This is a genomic window from Yersinia sp. 1252 StPb PI (genome assembly GCF_048593885.1).
In the GTDB taxonomy this organism is placed as follows: Bacteria; Pseudomonadota; Gammaproteobacteria; order Enterobacterales; family Enterobacteriaceae; genus Yersinia; species Yersinia enterocolitica_E.
Genome location: NZ_JAZGQE010000291.1, coordinates 1 through 3,382, shown reverse-complemented (window position 1 = coordinate 3,382; position 3,382 = coordinate 1). Strand labels below are relative to the sequence as shown.

The window sequence follows — 3,382 nt, the reverse complement described above, 5'->3', positions numbered from 1 at the left end:
CTATATTCTGCCGCCGCAATTAGCCAACGGTAAAGCCAGCGCGATGATGCGGTTTACCTCGACCTGTGTGCCTCAGGGTCAGGTTGATGAGCGTCGGGCCACGACCATAAAAAGTGAGTGATATCATGAAAAAGCTCCTGTTGGTTTGTCTGGTTTTGATGCCAATAAAATCAGTTTACGCATTGACTTGCACCTATATCACGGGCAGGGAGGCGATAAATACTACCATTCAGCTTCAGGGTGCCAATATTACTGTAGGCCCTGACATGCCAGACGGCACAGTGCTGTACCGACAATATTTCAAGCCATCGTTTCAACCTGCGATCAATTGCGATGGTGGCCATACTTTTACTGTAAATGATGTGATAAGGCTGGCACCCAGACCATTATCATCCTGGAATGGAAACCCTTATCCCGGGCAAATATATGAAACCGGTGTTCCAGGTATTGGCTTTGTTGCCTGGTACTCTGGCACTCCGTTTCCGAGGTTAAGAACCCAGGGAACTGCCCCTGGTTCCGTCACTCGCAGCTTTGCACCTGAATTCGACATCTCTTTAGTCAAGATAGGACCGGTAACCCCCGGTATTCTGCTTGGGTCTAATCTCCTCACGGTTGGGGTTGATTATAATGTGCAGGGTGTACCTACCATGCCAATATTGACGGCAAACTTTGGTGGTTCGATCAATATAGTTTCACGTACCTGCACAACACCCAGCAATATCAATGTTCAACTGGGCAGTCATAATATAAATACCGAATTTAAAAGTGTCGGCAGTGTGACACCGTGGATAGATGCGAGTATTAAATTTACGGATTGCCCCTATTTTTATGGGACGAAAGAGGATGGCCGAAATTTCTTTTACTCAAACGATGGCACTCAGGGTACTGGAGCCTCTAAAGCGAATACCATTACAGTTTCACTGACACCATCAAACCCTATTATTAATTCTGCCAGTGGCATTATGGCGGTCAACTCATCGACACAAATGCCCGCAGCTCAAGGTGTAGGGATTCAATTAGGTTCGGGGAATAATACCGAAACACCGGTACCATTTAATTTTGGCTCTACCCCGAGATTTACGCCAGCTAATGATGGTACACCGACGTTTAAAATTCCATTATCCGCACGGTATTACCAAACCAGTGCGACAGTACAGCCCGGCAGAGCCGATGGAAGGCTAACGTTTACCATTAATTATTATTAGAAACAGTACCTAAGCGATTACAAATATTCTCACTTTATTTTCATCACGGTGAGATGAGTTAATAAGTAAACATTGGAATTTACACCTGCTTCGATGATCACAAAGCGAGTAATAATATGAATAAGCTTAATAAATTAATTTTGCTAAGTGCGTTATTGAGTTGCAGCCAATATGCATTGGCACTGGCGACGTGCACCACTAAAATCACACCAGCGCGTACCTTTGTTGCCGCTCTGTCACCCGCCAGTATTACCGTAGGGCCTGACATGCCGAATGGAACGGTAGTGTATCGGCTTGATTTCAGAGATCCGGGTACCGCGACTGATGCATTTACCTGCGGCGCGGGGTCTTTTAACGCACCTCAAACTCTTGAGTATACCAGTACACCCACTCTAGCTAGTTGGAGTGGTTCTCCTTTCCCTAATCGTGTTTATCAGACCCAGGTTCCCGGTATTGGGGTTGTTGTATCGAGCGACTTGAGCAATCAGGCGCTACCTACGGTCGCCTATACCACAACCTATTCCGGAACGTCATTCTTCAATTTTAATGTAAGAATCAATGCGGTACTTTCACTGATTAAAATTGGCCCTGTTTCTCCCGGCACGATTAACGGTGCTAATTTACCGCGCGTAAGATTAAATCTTTCGACGGATCCGACGCTCACCAATAGTGCACCAATACCGATTTATAACCTCAGCTTTAGTGGCAGCTTAAATATTGTGTCTCAAACCTGCACCACACCCGATGTGAATGTTGCGATGGGGTCTTTTGAGGTGAGTAAATATTTTACCGGGATTGGATCGACAACACCGTGGAAAGACGCATCTATTAACCTGACAAATTGTCCTGTTTTCCATGGGTATTTTAATAATAGCTCCTACAACATTGTGGAGGGAACAGGTAGCACGACGGTGGGTCAGCCTATCAATAATACCTTAAATGTTAAATTGACCCCGGCAACCGCAATATTGAATTCCAGTAATGGTATTTTTGCTGTCGACAGTTCTAATGCTTCGGCTGCAAAAGGCGTCGGAATACAATTGGGTTATGGCGCGACAAGTTCACCGTCTCTTTTAGATTTTTCCAAAAACATCACAGTATCTCTCACCAACAGTCAACAATCAGTGAAGATACCGTTATCTGCGCGATATTATCAAACGGCATCGACAGTCTCGCCAGGAAGAGCCGATGGGAAAGTGGTATTTTTGATTAACTATTATTAATAACTTACGTTAAATGATGTTATTAGCCTCGCCATGGGGAAATGAATTTTCCATGGCGTAAGGTAAAAGTTACTGTTGATAAATCACCTTGAACTTAATACACATGTGGTTTGAGGCTGTTGAGCATTACTGTTATTTTTATTGTTCTAAAGGGTAATTATTTTCACGATTAACCACTATTAAACCAGGATGGATAAAGAGACCAGGGACGGTCTCAACGCATACTCTTTGATCCACACCAGATATTTGATTTGCGTTTAACTGTTTGTTTATTCGATTAATCGTTAGATAATCTAAATGTAAAAGGTGATTTATGAGAGATGTTATTATATACAGTGGTAGTGATTTAATTCGGTTTGCTTTAAGACAAATCATCGAACCAATTATTATTAGCCGTCAGGGTATGAACAGTGACACTATTAAAGTGTGTACCACTTTAACTGAATTTGAATCTCTAATTATAAATTCTTTTAATCCCGTAGTGATTTTTGATATCGATAATATATCTATGTTTGATCAATTTCGATTTTTTAAATTGATTGACCAGACGATAAAGAAGAAAAGTCTTATCCTTTACTCTAAAGAAAGTGGCTTGTCAGACGATTATTTCTTTTCAAAAAAAACAGATATTGTCTACCTATGCAAAACAACATCCGTCCCAGAGATAGAGACTGTCCTTTGCGGTTGTCTATATTGTACTGATTATTTATTAAGTGATTCATCTACGATTTATTCGCGAGCAAAACCGAAATCATTAAATCTCACAAAGCGAGAGAAACAGATCTTACCGTGTTTACTGATTGGCATGTCGAGTGAAAAAATTTCAATACTTTTTGATGTCAGTAAGTCCGCGATAAGTGCACATAAAATGAATATATTCAAAAAATACCAAGTAACTAGCCTGACCGCTCTCTATTATAAGTTAAAAAGATTTACTGTCTAATAAGTAAATCA

3 protein-coding genes are annotated in these 3,382 nt (G+C 41.5%); all 3 read left to right on the top strand.

All coding sequences use genetic code 11. The features are described 5' to 3' along the window. Positions 1 to 125 precede the first annotated feature (125 nt). The 3 genes from V2A85_RS22745 (at position 126) to V2A85_RS22735 (ending at position 3,371) form a co-directional block, all read left to right on the top strand. The gene (locus V2A85_RS22745; protein WP_420072441.1) at positions 126 to 1,205 is read left to right on the top strand and encodes a fimbrial protein; all 1,080 of its coding nucleotides are present in this window, start codon (positions 126 to 128) and stop codon (positions 1,203 to 1,205) included. Positions 1,206 to 1,321: 116 nt separating this feature from the next. Continuing rightward, positions 1,322 to 2,428: a fimbrial protein gene (locus V2A85_RS22740; protein WP_420072440.1), complete on the top strand. Its 1,107-nt coding sequence runs from the start codon at positions 1,322 to 1,324 to the stop codon at positions 2,426 to 2,428. Between the two features lie 313 nt (positions 2,429 to 2,741). Further along, complete coding sequence (locus tag V2A85_RS22735) at positions 2,742 to 3,371, top strand: LuxR C-terminal-related transcriptional regulator (protein WP_420072439.1); 630 nt, start codon at positions 2,742 to 2,744, stop codon at positions 3,369 to 3,371. The last annotated feature ends 11 nt before the right edge of the window (positions 3,372 to 3,382 follow it).

Excerpts from the sequence above, each read along its gene's own strand:
- V2A85_RS22745 (WP_420072441.1), top strand. The coding sequence starts at position 126 with ATGAAAAAGCTCCTGTTGGTTTGTCTGGTTTTGATGCCAATAAAATCA.
- V2A85_RS22740 (WP_420072440.1), top strand. The coding sequence starts at position 1,322 with ATGAATAAGCTTAATAAATTAATTTTGCTAAGTGCGTTATTGAGTTGC.
- V2A85_RS22735 (WP_420072439.1), top strand. The coding sequence starts at position 2,742 with ATGAGAGATGTTATTATATACAGTGGTAGTGATTTAATTCGGTTTGCT.